This is a genomic window from Massilia sp. NP310 (genome assembly GCF_019443485.1).
Lineage (GTDB): Bacteria > Pseudomonadota > Gammaproteobacteria > Burkholderiales > Burkholderiaceae_D > Telluria > Telluria timonae.
Genome location: NZ_CP080379.1, coordinates 2742128 through 2755084 on the forward strand (window position 1 = coordinate 2742128; position 12957 = coordinate 2755084).

Here is a 12957-nt window from a genome sequence, read left to right on the forward strand (position 1 = left end):
GGAGAACACATGCTCAAGCTTGTCAACCTCAGCAAGTCATTCATCGGCGGCGAGGTCAGAACGACCGCCCTGGACCATATTTCGCTCGACATCCAGGCCGGCGAATACGTGGCCATCACCGGCCCGTCCGGGTGCGGAAAATCGACCTTGCTGTCGGTGCTGGGCCTGTTCGAAACCTGTGACAGCGGCCAGTACTGGTTCGATGGCCAGGACGTCGCGGGCCACAGCGAGATGGCGCTCAACGCCTTGCGGCGCGGGCGCATCGGCTTCATTTTCCAGGACTTCAACCTGCTCGAAGAATTGACGGTGGCGGAGAACGTCGAGCTGGCACTCGCTTACACCGGGGTGTCGCGGCCGGAGCGGCGCGAGCGCGTCGCGGCGATCCTGGAAAAACTCGGCGTCGGCCATCGGGCCCGGCACCGCCCATCCCAGCTCTCGGGTGGCCAGCAGCAGCGCGTGGCCATCGCGCGTGCGCTGGTGGCGCGCCCTGCCCTGTTGCTGGCCGACGAACCCACCGGCAACCTCGATACCGGGCACGGCGATGAAGTCATGCGCCTGCTTCGTCAGATCAACGACGAAGGCACCACCGTGGTCATGGTCACCCACTCGCTCGAGCACGCGGCCCAGGCCGGACGCATCGTGCGCCTGCTCGACGGCCGGATCGAAGCCGCTTCCGCTGATGCCGTCCTGGCGGAGGTGGCGCCATGAAGCTGGACGATTTCCGGATCGGGCTGCGCCACCTGGTGCGCGAGCCGGGCTACAGCGCCATTGCCATCCTGGGCCTTTCCGTCGGCTTCGCGGCCTGCCTGCTGCTGCTCGGCTTTGTCCAGTACTCCTGGCGCTACGACGCCCACGTGCCGCAGGTCGAACAGGTCTACGTCGTCAAGCAGCGCTTCAACGTCGACCCCGTGGCGCCCTGGTTCGACCAGGCCCCGCTGCTGCTGCGCACGATCGCACGCGAGACCCCGGGGGTGGACGACGCCACCGCATTCTTCCGCCCGGACCCGCCGACCGTCAAAGTGGGCGCCACCCTGCACAAGATGCCGAGCCTGCTGGTGCTGCCCCATTTCGCCCAGGTGCTGGGACTGCGCGCGCTCGAGGGCGACCTGGACGCGGCCCTGACCCGGCCCGAAGGCCTGGCGCTGACGGCATCGACCGCCCGGCGCCTGTTCGGCGCCGCGCGTGCGCTCGACCGGACCGTCCAGGTCGGCGACAAGGTGCTGCGCGTGGCGGCGATCGTGCCCGACCCTCCGGCCAATACCACCATTCCCTTCGAGGCCCTGTACGGCGTGGGCTCCGTCTTGAACGACCCGGGCATGCGCACCGAGCTCCAGACCGGCGAGCATGGCGCCTGGGGCCGCCTCCTGCTCCGCATCGAAAACCCGGATGCGGTGCCGCAAGTGGCGGCGGCGCTCCAGCGCGCGCTCGACACCGCGCCCGCGGTCCAGGGCGTGCCGCCGGACGTGCGCGCGCGCCTGGGCGAACGCAAGGTGATGGACCTGGCGCTATCACCGCTGCGCGAAGCGTATTTCGACCGTGACGTGGCGCGCAATCCCGTCTCGCCGCCCGGCGATCGGGGCGACCGCGCCACGGTGACCGGACTGGCCGTGGTGGCGCTGCTGATCCTGGTCATCGGCGCCATCAATTACGTGAACCTCGCCACGGTGCGCGTCCTGCGGCGCCAGCGCGAAATCGGCATGCGCAAGGTGCTGGGCGCGAGCGTGCGCCGGATCGTGCTGCAATTCATGGCCGAGTCGCTGCTGGTGTCGCTGCTGGCGACCTTGCTGGGCCTGCTGCTGGCCTGGTTCGCCCTGCCCCTGTTCGCCGAACTGGTCAACCGCAAGCTGGATGGGCTGTTCGCGCCCGCCAACGTGGCGGCGGCGCTCCTGATCGGCATCATGCTGGGCGTGGTCGCTGGCCTGCAGCCAACCTGGACGGCGCTGCGTGTGCGCCCCGCCCAGGCCCTGGCCGGACGCGCCAATACCGAATCGCGCGCCGGTGCGCACCTGGCAAAGGCGCTGACCGTGCTGCAGATCGCCACCGCCGTCGGCCTGGCCAGCCTGGCCATGGGCATCGCGCTGCAAACCCGCTTCGCGATCAATGCCTCGCCCGGCTTCGACGCGTCACCGCTGCTGATCGTGGACTTACCCGAGCGCGGCAAGAAGAACGAGGCCGTGCGCGGCTTCATGACGGCGCTCGGCCAGCAGCCCGGCGTGCACGGCATGGTGCTGTCCGAGCACGTGGTCGGACGCTCCGGCAACGGCCTGATCCAGGACATCAAGCGCGACGGCGGCGCCAGCGTCTCGGCAGAAACGAAGATGGTCGACACCAATTTCTTCGAGGTGTATGACCTGAAACCGGTGGCAGGCCGCCTGTTCGATCCGCGCCTGGACCAGGAAAACGCGGTCGGGCCGGTCGTGATCAATGCCATCGCCGCGCGCCAGCTCGGCTTCGCCACTCCCCAGGCCGCAGTGGGCCAGACCTTGCTACACCCGGGGGACGACGGCAAGATGATTCCTTATCGCGTGCTCGGCATCGCCCCCGAACTGCGCTTCCGCTCGCTGCACGACGAGCCGCGCGCCACGCTGTATGTGCTCAATACCGACTGGGCCGCCGTGCTCAGCGTGCGCAGCACCGCGTCGATGCCCGACGCCGAGCGCGCCGTGGCGGCGCTATGGAACCGTTACTTCCCGCATGCCATCATGCACACTGAGCGTGCGGCCGACGTACTGGCCGCCAATTATGCCGACGACCGCCGCCTGGCCCGGCTGCTGGCGCTGGCCACCCTGATCGCGCTGGCGATCACGGCCTTCGGCATGGTCGCGCTGTCGGCCTCGATCGTGCAGCGGCGCGCGCGCGAAATCGTGCTGCGCAAGCTCTACGGCGCCGGCCGCGCCCAGATCGCCATGCTGCTTGGACGCGAACTGGGCAGCCTGGTCGGGGTGGCCGCCGTGCTCGGCCTGCCACTGGCCTTCCTCGCGCTCGGCCATTACCGGGCCGGCTTCGTCGAGCATGCGCCGCGCATGTATTCGATGCCCTGGCTGGCGCTGGCCGGGGTGGCGCTGGTGACCTTGCTGGCCACGCTGCGCCACACCTGGAGTGCGCTGACGATGCGGCCAGGCAAGGTGCTCAGGTGACGGCCAGGAATTCCTCGACCATGCTTGCCAGCAGTTCCGGCTGGTCATGATGCAGCATATGGCCAGCCTGCGGCACCATGCGCGGCGTCACGTCCTTCAGGTAGGCCATCCTGCGGTCGACCTCGGCGCGCGCCTGCTCCTTGGCGCCCATCCAGCGCCACATATCGGTGTCCTCGGCCTCGACCCACAGCACCGGCGCCGTGATCGCGCTCCAGCAAGCCATGATCTCGTCGACGTGGTACAGCAGCGGCGAACTCATTTTATGCGCCGGATCGCCCAGGATCTTCCACAGGCCGTCGCGGTCCTGCTCGGCCCAGTGGGCGGCCAGGAAGGCCGCGCGCTCGGGCGCCAGGCGCGGATTGGTCTTGCGCAGGCGCGCCGCCACTTCCTCCAGGCTGGCATAGCCGCGCATCTCGGGAGGATCGCGCAACTCGTCCAGCCACTTGGCCACGCGGCCCGGATACTGCTTCGGGTGCGTGGTCGGCAGGCCGAAGCCCTCCAGGTTGACCAGCTTCGCGATGCGCTGCGGCCGCACGCCGGCATAGATGCCGGCGATATTGCCGCCCATGCTGTGGCCGAGCAGGTTCACCGCCTCGTCCGGGGCGTAGTGGTCGAGCAGGACGTCGAGGTCGGCCACGTAGTCGGGGAACCAGTAGGTATCGAAGCCCGAACGCGCGCTCTGGCCGAAGCCGCGCCAGTCGGGCGCGATCACGTGCCAGTTCCCCTGCAGGCAATCGACCATGAACTGGAACGAGGCCGACACGTCCATCCAGCCGTGCAGCATGAACAGCTTGGGCGCGCCGGGCGTGCCCCAGTGGCGTACGTGCATGCGCAGGCCGCGAACGGTCAGGAATTCAGAACGGGAAGGTTTCATGCTGTTCCTAAATTAGTACGGTCGTTCGGATGATTATACGGGCCGGCAGTTGAATTCGCGCGCCGCGGCCCCATCTGCCGGACTTCGGGACAGGACGGTGGCGGTAAAATAGCGGCATTTCCACCTCCGCGAGCACATCCATGGCGATTTACCAGCTGGGCGAGCATGCGCCCGAGATCGATCCGTCGGCCTTTGTCGCCGACACGGCCACCCTGGTGGGCAAGGTCACGCTTGCCGCGAATGCGTCGGTGTGGTTTGGCACCACGCTGCGCGGCGACAACGAGCGCATCACGATCGGCGAGAACAGCAATGTTCAGGAAGGCACCGTGATGCACACCGATCCGGGCTACCCGCTCGACATCGGCAGGAACGTGACGATCGGCCACCAGGCCATGTTGCACGGCTGCACGGTGGGCGACGGATCGCTGATCGGGATCCAGGCCGTGGTGCTCAACGGCGCGCGGATCGGCAAGGGTTGCCTGGTCGGCGCCGGCGCCCTGGTCACGGAAGGCAAGGAATTTCCCGACCACTCGCTGATCCTGGGTTCGCCCGCGAAGGTGGTGCGGACACTGACACAAGAAGACCTGCTGCGCCTGGAAGGCACCGCCGCGAGCTATGTGGCGCGCGGCCAGCTGTTCAAGGCGCAGCTCAAGAAAATCGGATAAAGAATGACGACTACGGATACTGGCACCACCAACAGGGACACCCTGCAAAAATTCATCTTCGACAATGCGGCCGTGCGCGGCGAGCTGGTCGAGATTTCGGACACCTGGCGCGAGATCCAGGCCCGTCATGCTTACCCGAAGGCGGTGCGTTCGGTGCTGGGCGAGATGGTGGCGGCCGGCGCCCTGCTGTCGGCCAACCTCAAGTTCAACGGCGCGATCGTGATGCAGATCCATGGCGACGGTCCGGTGCGCCTGCTGGTGGTCGAGTGCGACGCCGACCTGCGCATGCGCGCCACGGCCAAGCTGGCGCCCGACGTCGAGATCGCCGACGACGCCACCCTGGGCCAGCTGTTCAATGTGAACGGCAAGGGCCGCTTCGTGATCACGCTCGACCCGGCCGACAAGGTCCCGGGCCAGCAGCCCTACCAGGGCGTGGTGCCGCTCGACGGCGACGACATGGCGACCGTGATCGAGAACTACATGCTGCGTTCGGAACAGATGGACACGCGCCTGTGGCTGGCGGCCGACGACCAGGTCGCGCGCGGCCTGCTGCTGCAAAAGCTGCCGCGCCACAGCGGCAAGGAAGACCAGACCAAGCAGGCCACCGAGGCCGAAGACCTGGAAACCTGGAACCGCGCCGCCATGCTGGGCCAGACCGTCAAGCGCGAAGAGCTGCTGTCGACCGACATCTCGACCCTGCTGCACCGCCTGTTCTGGGAAGAGACCATCCGCGTGTTCGACCCGCTGCACCCGCAATTCCACTGCAGCTGCAACCGTGAAAAGGTCGGCAACATGCTCAAGATGCTGGGCCAGGAAGAAGTCGAATCGGCGCTGGCCGAGCTGGGCGAACTGGGCATCAACTGCGATTTCTGCGGTAAGCACTACGCCTTCGACAAGGTCGATTGCGCCCAGCTGTTCGCCAGCGACAGCCCGGTGCAGACCATGATGCCGCCGAGCGGCAGCACGCACTGAGATCGCTTGCGCCGGGAACGCCGGCGCACCGGTCCGGTCAGCGCACCGCGGCGCCCTCGCTCGACGATGTCGACAGCGATCAGTCCACGCCGTGGTGCCGCCGAACATTACGCCTGTCCAGGGGGGCGCATGGCAAGTGCATCGAGCTGGGACGCACTATCGGCTACATCCTGAAACCGTGGGCGAGCGCACCCTGCTCTCCATGAAGATGGGCCGCCATGGCGCTAAGCACCTGGCTGACCGTACTCTTGAGATAGACCGAAAACCTGGAGTCGCCCAGCGTCCGTGCGATCGTGTCCGCATCGATAAATCTGATCATTTGCTCGACGAAAGGCTTGCCATCGACCAGCCCGGGAAGCCTGGCGATCGCGTCATCCAGTAGTCCCACGTAGCCATCGATATGGTAGTCGGCGACCTTGCGCTCGACGAGCGAGGGCTCCAGTGCCGCTCCCTGCTGGACGAGCCAGGCAATGTCCCAGATGTCCCGGTAGCGAATATTCTTGACCGAGGCCGGGAAGGCCACCACTTTGTCAGCCAATACTTCATCGATCGATTCGGCATTGACCAGCAGCTGACCGTAACCCAACAGGAAGTCATAGTTCTGCCGTAATGGCACCAGCTCACGCGTATAGGCGGGAACGTTCGCGATCTCCAACTTGATACGCTGGCGTGGAAGGTCACGCCGCTCGGGAGACGTCTCGACACTGACCTGCCATTTGTCGACACGTACGTTCTCGTAGTCTGGCAGGGCAGCCATTTCCTTGGGTTCCTTAACCTCGACCAAGAGTCCATATCTTCCGCCCAGATGCTTTTCGATACAGGCTTTGATTGCCTGCATTTTTTGCGACGTAAAGTCCCGGCCTCCCGCGAAGTCGAGATCTTCGCTGAACCGGTTCGATCCGCGGCAGAGCCGCAAGGATGTCCCGCCCTGGAAGACCAGGTCATTGAGCAAACCGGCCCGGTCGAGCGAATAAAAGATATCGTAGTGAAGAATCTCTTTCTCGACGACGGGACGCATGGCCGTGCGGCCTGGCTGCTGCATTGCCAGGTCGACCAGATCATTGAAGTTTTCAGGCATCGGAAAGCTCTCTTGCGTCGATCATATTGGTGTTTCGCCCGGAGCGCATGAGGTCGGCAACAGCCGCCCGCCTCGTAGCGATACGCAGCGGGCGCCCTTTCATCGACGTCGTGCGTTTGACGAGTTCCGCTGGCGGGCGCTTGGTATGCGTGAATTCGATGACGCCGTACGGGGTCTCATATACGCCGTTTGCACCTGTCGTCATGAGGGTGATCCGGCTCACGGGAACTTGAGAGATAACACCGTACTCGGACAGCATCGACTCCCTGCTCACATACGAAAAATGACCGCGCCTCAAGACAGACGCGATGTCCTCGATGACCCGCCCCTTCATGGATCTGGCCATGGGATTGATATAGACGCCCTTCGCGACCCGCTCGAGGATTCCATCGGATACCAGTCGTTGCAAGGACTTTTCAAGGGCCTTTTCTTTTTCGCTCGGAAATGCCTTGGCAAGGTCGCTCTTGGAAAAGACGTACACGCCCCGCTGGTCCAGCACAGAAAGTGTCTTGATGGCGTCAATCTTGTTCATCGCTCGATTTTCCTGCCAACGGATCGTAGTGGAGGCAGCCAGGTTGCCAATAAGTAGGTAGCCAAGAAGCCAGCCAAGCAAGTAGCGGGCAGCGTTAGGTATCATAATACCCTAATAAATATTAGGGTAGCAGACGACTTATCATGGTCCCTCTCCTTGTATCCGACTAGTGATGGTTTGCTGGAGCAGGCTTACTCCGCCTGATGTCCTACGACTTTTTCGCCGAAGTGGTAAGCTGATGCATCTTTGACACTGTTGCATTTTCGAACAGCGACACCATCTAGACATCACTGACTTACGGAGGAAGCACATGAACATCGATATTGGCATCAGCACCGAAGACCGCGCAAAAATCGTCGACTCGCTGTCGCACGTCCTGGCCGACAGCTACATGCTGTACCTGAAGACCCACAACTTCCACTGGAACGTGACCGGCCCGATGTTCCAGACCCTGCACGTGATGTTCCAGGAACAGTACACCGAGCTGTGGAACGCGCTGGACGACATCGCCGAGCGCATCCGCGCCCTGGGCCACTTCGCACCGGGCACCTACAAGCGCTACGCCGAGCTGTCGACCATCAAGGAAGAAGCGGACGTGCCGGGCGCGCAAGAAATGATCCGCCAGCTGGTCGCGGGCCAGGAAGCGGTGGCGCGCACCGCGCGTGCGGCCTTCCGCATCGCCGATGCCGCCGACGACCAGCCGACCGCCGGCATGCTGGCCAATCGCATGGAAGTGCACGAGAAGAATGCGTGGATGCTGCGCGCCTTCCTGGAGCAGGGCGCGGGCCATACCCAGGGTGAAGCGTCGTCGGATTCGAAGAACTGATGATGTGAGGTTGCGGTCCGCAGGGGCCGCAACCAGCGTTGAACCGGACGTGCAAGCGGCTCAATCGCCGCTGCGCCCACCACTCATATGCAAGTCGACCACCTTCATGATCTCGAGCGTGAGATCGAGGTCGAACTCGCCCGACGCCAAGGCAGCGCCCAGCTGCTCGCGCGGCACGCCGACCGCGGCGGCCAGCGCGCCCAATCCCGGCGCCTGCGACACCGCCTTCAACGCCGCGCCGACGACGGCGCCGTCGCCATCTTCGAAGGCATCTGCCAGGCAATCCGCGATCGCATCGAGCGAATCGAGGCCGGCGGAATCAAACGGGGAATGCTGTTCACTCATGGGGATTGACTAGTTGGTCGGGGTCGCGCCATGCTTGGCGCCATCCTTTGCCGGTGGCGGCGGAGGCGGCACGGTCATCGACTCGACCGGCTGCTCGTTCTTGCGCAGCACTTGCACGAAGATCTCGCCCTGCTTGATCATGCCCAGGTCGTAGCGCGCGCGCTCTTCCACCGCCCCCAGGCCTTCGCGCAGGTCTTCGACCTCCGAGGCCAGCTTGGCGTTGCGCGCGGTGAGCTGTTCGGTCTTGAGCCGCGTGGCATCGACCTGGCCCCGCATGTCGGCCACGGACAGCCAGCCGCCCTTGCCGAGCCAGAGTGGGTACTGGATCAGCACGAGCAGTGCGGCGAGGGCGATCGTGATCAGGCGCATGGCGGCAAAAAGGATGCGATCTGGCCGGAGAACAGGAAGCGCAAGCGCCCTCCCCGCCCGCCGGCCAGGTGGATTACTTCAGGTTGTAGAACGCGTCGCGGCCAGGATAGCTGGCGATGTCGCCCAGGTCTTCCTCGATGCGCAGCAGCTGGTTGTACTTGGCCATGCGGTCCGAACGCGACAGCGAGCCGGTCTTGATCTGCAGGGCGTTGGTGCCAACCGCGATGTCGGCGATGGTCGAGTCTTCGGTTTCGCCCGAACGGTGCGAGATCACGGCGGTATAGCCGGCGCGCTTGGCCATCTCGATGGCGGCGAAGGTCTCGGTCAGGGTGCCGATCTGATTGATCTTGATGAGGATCGAGTTGGCGATGCCCTTCTGGATGCCCTCTTTCAGGATCTTGGTGTTGGTAACGAACAGGTCGTCGCCCACCAGCTGCACTTTCTTGCCCAGCGCCGCGGTCAGCGTTGCCCAGCCTTCCCAGTCGCCTTCGGCCATCGCGTCCTCGATCGAGATGATCGGGTACTTGTCGCACCAGGTCGCCAGCATATTGGTGAAGTCGGCTGCCGACAGCGCCAGGCCGCCTTCGCCTTCCAGCACGTACTTGCCGTCCTTGAAGAATTCGCTGGCGGCGCAGTCCAGGCCCAGGGCGATGTCCTGGCCGGCCACGTAGCCGGCCTGCTCGATCGCCTGCATGATCAGCTTGATGGCTTCTTCATGGTTCGCGACCGACGGAGCGAAGCCGCCTTCGTCGCCGACGGCAGTGTTCAGGCCCTTCGAGTGCAGGATCTTTTTCAGGGTGTGGAACACCTCGGCGCCGTAGCGGATCGCTTCCTTGAACGAAGGAGCGCCGACCGGGATGATCATGAATTCCTGGATGTCCAGGTTGTTGTCGGCGTGCGCGCCGCCGTTGATGACGTTCATCATCGGCACCGGCATCTGCATCGCGCCCGAACCGCCGAAGTAGCGGTACAGCGGCAGGCCGGCTTCTTCGGCGGCGGCCTTGGCGACGGCCATCGACACGGCCAGCATGGCGTTGGCGCCCAGGCGGCTCTTGTTTTCGGTGCCGTCGAGATCGATCAGGGTGCGGTCCAGGAAGGCTTGCTCATTGGCGTCCAGGCCCATGATCGCTTCGGAGATCTCGGTGTTGATATTCTCGCAGGCCTGCAGCACGCCCTTGCCGAAGTAACGCTTCGGATCGCCGTCACGCAGTTCGATCGCTTCGCGCGAACCGGTCGAGGCGCCCGACGGCACCGCGGCGCGGCCCATCACGCCCGATTCCAGCAGCACGTCGCATTCGACGGTCGGGTTACCGCGCGAATCAATGACTTCGCGGCCGATAATATCAACGATAGCACTCATGTTTCTCAGTCTCCAGAAAGGGTAGAAATGGGTGACGGGCGCGCGCGTGCAGTCTGCTGGACCTGCGCGGCGCGCCGAAGTTGCGATTACTTGAACTTGGTTTCCATGAAACCGGTCTTCTTGACGATGCGGTCGATCTCGACGAGCGTGGTCAGGAGTTCCTTCATATGCCCCAGCGGCACGGCGTTCGGGCCATCCGACATCGCATTGGCCGGATCAGGGTGCGTCTCCATGAACAGGCCGGCGATGCCCGCCGCCACGGCGGCGCGCGACAGGACCGGGACGTGCTCGCGCTGGCCGCCGGACGAAGTGCCCTGGCCGCCCGGCAGCTGCACCGAGTGGGTCGCATCGAACACCACCGGGCAGTTCGATTCGCGCATGATGGCCAGACCGCGCATGTCCGACACCAGGTTGTTGTAGCCGAACGAGGCGCCGCGTTCGCAGGCCATGAAGTTATCTTCCGGCAGGCCGGCTTCGCGGGCGGCGGCGCGCGCCTTGTCGATCACGTTCTTCATGTCGCCAGGGGCCAGGAACTGGCCCTTCTTGATGTTGACCGGCTTGCCCGAACGCGCGCAGGCGTTGATGAAGTCGGTCTGGCGGCACAGGAAGGCCGGGGTCTGCAGCACGTCGACGACGCTGGCGACTTCAGGGATCATCTCTTCGTCGTGCACGTCGGTCAGGACCGGCACGCCGATCTCCTGGCGCACGGCGGCCAGGATTTCCAGGCCCTTTTCGCGGCCAGGGCCGCGGAACGACTTGCCCGACGAGCGGTTGGCCTTGTCGAACGACGATTTATAGATGAACGGGATGCCCAGCGCCGAGGTGATCTCTTTCAGCGTGCCGGCGGTGTCCATCGCCATCTGGCGCGATTCGATCACGCAGGTGCCGGCGATCAGGAAGATCGGGTGCTCGAGGCCGACGTCGAATCCAGCGAGTTTCATGCTGCATCTCCTTGCAGTGCGGGCGCCGCATTGGCCGCGCCTGCCGCGGTATTGGTGTTGGAAGCCTGGTGCGCCAGCGCCGCCCGGATGAACGAGGTGAACAGCGGATGGCCATTGCGCGGCGTCGACTTGAACTCGGGGTGGAACTGCACGCCCATGTACCACGGGTGCACGTCACGCGGGAGTTCCATGATCTCGCACAGGTCTTCGTTCGGGGTGCGCGCCGACACGGTCAGGCCGGCCGCTTCGACCTTCGGCAGGTAATAGTTGTTGCCTTCGTAGCGGTGGCGGTGACGCTCGGTCACGACGTTGCCGTAGATCTCGGCCGCCAGCGTGCCCGGATTGACGGCGCAGGTCTGGGCGCCCAGGCGCATGGTGCCGCCCAGGTCCGAACTCACGTCGCGCTTCTCGACCTTGCCGTCGTGGTTCTGCCACTCGGTGATCAGGGCCACGACCGGCTGGTCGGTTTCCGGATCGAACTCGGTCGAGTTCGCGTTCGGCAGGCCGGCCATATTGCGGGCGTACTCGATCAGCGCGACCTGCATGCCCAGGCAGATGCCGAGGTAAGGAATCTTGTTTTCGCGGGCGTAGCGCGCGGCCATGATCTTGCCTTCCACGCCGCGCTTGCCGAAGCCGCCCGGCACCAGGATGGCGTCGTACTTGGCCAGGTGTTCGCAGCCGCGGGTTTCGATCTCTTCCGAATCGAGGTACTCGATATTGACCCGGCTCTCGGTGTGGATGCCGGCGTGGCGCAGCGCCTCGGTCAGCGACTTATAGGATTCGATCAGGTCGACGTACTTGCCGACCATGCCGATGGTGATCTCGTGCTTCGGATTTTCCAGCGTGTGAATCAGCTTGGTCCACATCGACAGGTCGGCCTTCGGCGCTTCGAGGCCCAGGGCTTCGAGGATGATGTCGTCCAGGCCCTGGTCGCACAGCACCTGCGGCACCTTGTAGATGGTGTCCACGTCCCACACCGAGATCACGGCCTGCTCTTCGACGTTGGCGAACAGCGAGATCTTGGCGCGTTCGTCGTCCGGGATGCGGCGGTCGGCGCGGCACAGCAGCGCGTTCGGCGAGATGCCGATCTCGCGCAGCTTCTGCACGCTGTGCTGGGTCGGCTTGGTCTTGAGTTCGCCGGCCGATGCGATGTACGGCACCAGGGTCAGGTGCACGAAGGCGGCGCCCTTGCGGCCCGAGCGCAGCGACAGCTGGCGCGCGGCTTCCAGGAACGGCAGCGATTCGATGTCGCCCACGGTCCCGCCGATCTCGACCAGCGCGACGTCGACGCCTTCGGCGCCGCGGCGGATGTAATCCTGGATCTCGTTGGTGATGTGCGGGATGACCTGCACGGTCTTGCCGAGGTATTCGCCGCGACGCTCCTTGCGGATCACCGATTCATAGATCTGGCCGGTGGTGAAGTTGTTCACCTTCTTCATGCGCGTGCTGATGAAGCGCTCGTAGTGGCCGAGGTCGAGGTCGGTCTCGGCGCCATCATCGGTGACGAACACTTCGCCGTGCTGGGTCGGGCTCATGGTGCCCGGGTCGACGTTGATGTAGGGATCGAGCTTGAGCAGGGTGACTTTGAGGCCGCGGCTCTCGAGGATCGCGGCGAGGGAGGCGGCCGCGATCCCTTTGCCCAGGGAAGACACGACGCCGCCAGTGACGAATACGAATTTGGTCATTGTGCTGATGGTGCCGAATGGCACGCGCGGGAAATAGAAATTATACCTTAATCCTGCAAATACTTCTTCATATCAAGACGGCAAGTTCCCAAAAAACAGTGTCGTGGACCGTTCACAAAACCACTATTCCGAGTGCATTTTCGTTTCAGTTGGGCAATAATTGTAACCGGTCG

Annotated in this window: 13 protein-coding genes; 5 read left to right on the plus strand and 8 right to left on the minus strand. The window is 64.5% G+C overall.

Going from position 1 to position 12957, the window contains the following annotated elements; genetic code table 11:
• Positions 1-9: 9 nt before the first annotated feature.
• On the plus strand, positions 10-708 hold the full coding sequence (locus KY496_RS12150) for an ABC transporter ATP-binding protein (protein WP_219864903.1): 699 nt from the start codon (positions 10-12) through the stop codon (positions 706-708).
• A complete protein-coding gene (locus KY496_RS12155) occupies positions 705-3137 on the plus strand; it encodes an ABC transporter permease (RefSeq protein WP_219864904.1) in 2433 nt (810 codons plus the stop codon). Before KY496_RS12150 ends, KY496_RS12155 begins: the two co-directional genes overlap by 4 nt.
• On the opposite strand, the gene KY496_RS12160 is transcribed toward KY496_RS12155, so the two are convergent.
• On the minus strand, positions 3130-4011 hold the full coding sequence (locus KY496_RS12160; RefSeq protein WP_219864905.1) for an alpha/beta fold hydrolase: 882 nt from the start codon (positions 4009-4011) through the stop codon (positions 3130-3132). The genes KY496_RS12155 and KY496_RS12160 overlap by 8 nt on opposite strands.
• Before the next feature lie 140 nt (positions 4012-4151).
• Here KY496_RS12160 and KY496_RS12165 point away from each other — a divergent pair, with 140 nt between their 5' ends.
• Both KY496_RS12165 and hslO read left to right on the plus strand, forming a co-directional pair.
• A complete protein-coding gene (locus KY496_RS12165) occupies positions 4152-4676 on the plus strand; it encodes a gamma carbonic anhydrase family protein (RefSeq protein WP_005662807.1) in 525 nt (174 codons plus the stop codon).
• A gap of 3 nt (positions 4677-4679) precedes the next feature.
• Positions 4680-5648 carry an Hsp33 family molecular chaperone HslO gene (gene hslO, locus KY496_RS12170; RefSeq protein ID WP_005662809.1) on the plus strand — a complete coding sequence of 323 codons (969 nt, stop codon included), beginning with the start codon at positions 4680-4682 and terminating at the stop codon, positions 5646-5648.
• Between the two features lie 163 nt (positions 5649-5811).
• Here hslO and KY496_RS12175 read toward each other — a convergent pair whose 3' ends face one another.
• The gene (locus KY496_RS12175) at positions 5812-6726 is read right to left on the minus strand and encodes a nucleotidyl transferase AbiEii/AbiGii toxin family protein (RefSeq protein WP_219864906.1); all 915 of its coding nucleotides are present in this window, start codon (positions 6724-6726) and stop codon (positions 5812-5814) included.
• Positions 6719-7258: a type IV toxin-antitoxin system AbiEi family antitoxin gene (abiEi, locus tag KY496_RS12180; RefSeq protein WP_005662812.1), complete on the minus strand. Its 540-nt coding sequence runs from the start codon at positions 7256-7258 to the stop codon at positions 6719-6721. The genes KY496_RS12175 and abiEi overlap by 8 nt, the downstream gene beginning before the upstream one ends.
• A 310-nt stretch (positions 7259-7568) precedes the next feature.
• Between abiEi and KY496_RS12185 the strand changes: the two genes are divergently transcribed.
• Positions 7569-8084 carry a Dps family protein gene (locus KY496_RS12185; protein ID WP_005662814.1) on the plus strand — a complete coding sequence of 172 codons (516 nt, stop codon included), beginning with the start codon at positions 7569-7571 and terminating at the stop codon, positions 8082-8084.
• Between the two features lie 60 nt (positions 8085-8144).
• Here KY496_RS12185 and KY496_RS12190 read toward each other — a convergent pair whose 3' ends face one another.
• The 5 genes from KY496_RS12190 to KY496_RS12210 all read right to left on the minus strand — a co-directional run bounded on the left by KY496_RS12190 (position 8145) and on the right by KY496_RS12210 (position 12784).
• Positions 8145-8429: a hypothetical protein gene (locus tag KY496_RS12190; RefSeq protein ID WP_005662816.1), complete on the minus strand. Its 285-nt coding sequence runs from the start codon at positions 8427-8429 to the stop codon at positions 8145-8147.
• Positions 8430-8438: 9 nt separating this feature from the next.
• Complete coding sequence (ftsB, locus tag KY496_RS12195) at positions 8439-8798, minus strand: cell division protein FtsB (protein ID WP_005662818.1); 360 nt, start codon at positions 8796-8798, stop codon at positions 8439-8441.
• 73 nt (positions 8799-8871) lie between these two features.
• The gene (gene eno, locus KY496_RS12200) at positions 8872-10158 is read right to left on the minus strand and encodes a phosphopyruvate hydratase (RefSeq protein ID WP_005662820.1); all 1287 of its coding nucleotides are present in this window, start codon (positions 10156-10158) and stop codon (positions 8872-8874) included.
• Positions 10159-10244: 86 nt separating this feature from the next.
• Positions 10245-11099: a 3-deoxy-8-phosphooctulonate synthase gene (kdsA, locus tag KY496_RS12205; protein WP_219864907.1), complete on the minus strand. Its 855-nt coding sequence runs from the start codon at positions 11097-11099 to the stop codon at positions 10245-10247.
• Positions 11096-12784: a CTP synthase gene (locus tag KY496_RS12210; protein WP_005662823.1), complete on the minus strand. Its 1689-nt coding sequence runs from the start codon at positions 12782-12784 to the stop codon at positions 11096-11098. Before KY496_RS12210 ends, kdsA begins: the two co-directional genes overlap by 4 nt.
• Positions 12785-12957: the final 173 nt, after the last annotated feature.

What these genes read in the sequence shown, in the direction of transcription:
- KY496_RS12190 (WP_005662816.1), bottom strand. Translation starts at nt 8,429, where the DNA reads ATGAGTGAACAGCATTCCCCGTTTGATTCCGCCGGCCTCGATTCGCTC.
- eno (WP_005662820.1), bottom strand. Translation starts at nt 10,158, where the DNA reads ATGAGTGCTATCGTTGATATTATCGGCCGCGAAGTCATTGATTCGCGC.
- KY496_RS12185 (WP_005662814.1), top strand. Translation starts at nt 7,569, where the DNA reads ATGAACATCGATATTGGCATCAGCACCGAAGACCGCGCAAAAATCGTC.
- KY496_RS12210 (WP_005662823.1), bottom strand. Translation starts at nt 12,784, where the DNA reads ATGACCAAATTCGTATTCGTCACTGGCGGCGTCGTGTCTTCCCTGGGC.
- KY496_RS12165 (WP_005662807.1), top strand. Translation starts at nt 4,152, where the DNA reads ATGGCGATTTACCAGCTGGGCGAGCATGCGCCCGAGATCGATCCGTCG.
- abiEi (WP_005662812.1), bottom strand. Translation starts at nt 7,258, where the DNA reads ATGAACAAGATTGACGCCATCAAGACACTTTCTGTGCTGGACCAGCGG.
- kdsA (WP_219864907.1), bottom strand. Translation starts at nt 11,099, where the DNA reads ATGAAACTCGCTGGATTCGACGTCGGCCTCGAGCACCCGATCTTCCTG.
- KY496_RS12155 (WP_219864904.1), top strand. Translation starts at nt 705, where the DNA reads ATGAAGCTGGACGATTTCCGGATCGGGCTGCGCCACCTGGTGCGCGAG.
- KY496_RS12160 (WP_219864905.1), bottom strand. Translation starts at nt 4,011, where the DNA reads ATGAAACCTTCCCGTTCTGAATTCCTGACCGTTCGCGGCCTGCGCATG.
- hslO (WP_005662809.1), top strand. Translation starts at nt 4,680, where the DNA reads ATGACGACTACGGATACTGGCACCACCAACAGGGACACCCTGCAAAAA.
- KY496_RS12150 (WP_219864903.1), top strand. Translation starts at nt 10, where the DNA reads ATGCTCAAGCTTGTCAACCTCAGCAAGTCATTCATCGGCGGCGAGGTC.
- ftsB (WP_005662818.1), bottom strand. Translation starts at nt 8,798, where the DNA reads ATGCGCCTGATCACGATCGCCCTCGCCGCACTGCTCGTGCTGATCCAG.
- KY496_RS12175 (WP_219864906.1), bottom strand. Translation starts at nt 6,726, where the DNA reads ATGCCTGAAAACTTCAATGATCTGGTCGACCTGGCAATGCAGCAGCCA.